Consider the following 743-nt stretch of genomic DNA (forward strand, 5'->3'; position numbering starts at 1 on the left):
AGATTTCACCTCTCATCATTTCAACTAAGTGCTTGGTAATAGCAAGCCCTAAGCCTGTACCACCAAACCGTCGAGTAATTGAGCGATCACCTTGATGGAATGCCGTAAATAAATGGGCTTGTTTTGCTCTCGAGATTCCAATTCCGGTGTCAGATATAGAAACTACAATTTCGTCATTTTCTTCAGCGACAGAAACAGACACACTTCCTGAGTCCGTAAACTTAATGGCATTCCCAATCAAATTAAAGAGAATTTGTGACAGCCTCGTCGAATCAATCCAATACTGTTTGTCTGATGAGATCTGACAATCAAAGTTAAAAGAAAGATTCTTAGTTATAGCTACTTGTTTTTGCTGAGAAATTACAAAAGTTACAGTGTCATTCAAATGTATCCACTGTTCGTTTAATTGGAAGCTACCGGATTCAATTTTTGAAAGATCGAGAATGTCGCTAATGATGGCTAGAAGAAGCTCAGCGGAGCATTCCATTTGATTGAGGGCATCAAATTGTTCATCTGATAAGGTAGATTGTCTCAGGATGTCTAGCATTCCTAAAACTGAGTTAAGAGGCGTTCTGATCTCGTGGCTCATCATTGCCAAAAACTCAGATTTTGACTGGTTGGCTAGTTCTGCTTCTTCACGAGCCCTTGCAAGTTGAGTCGTTCTTACCTCAACAATACGTTGTAACTTTTCCTTTGTTTCTATGTCGATAACAGCACGTTCTATAAGGGGTCTAAAGCGCCTT

1 protein-coding gene is annotated in these 743 nt (G+C 39.8%); it reads right to left on the reverse strand.

Translation table 11 applies throughout. From position 1 onward, the window contains the following. On the reverse strand, positions 1-743 hold a 743-nt coding region (locus R8N49_RS26835; protein ID WP_318190414.1), incomplete at both ends, for a sensor histidine kinase.

The sequence above is a fragment of the Vibrio sp. 1978 genome (assembly GCF_033344345.1).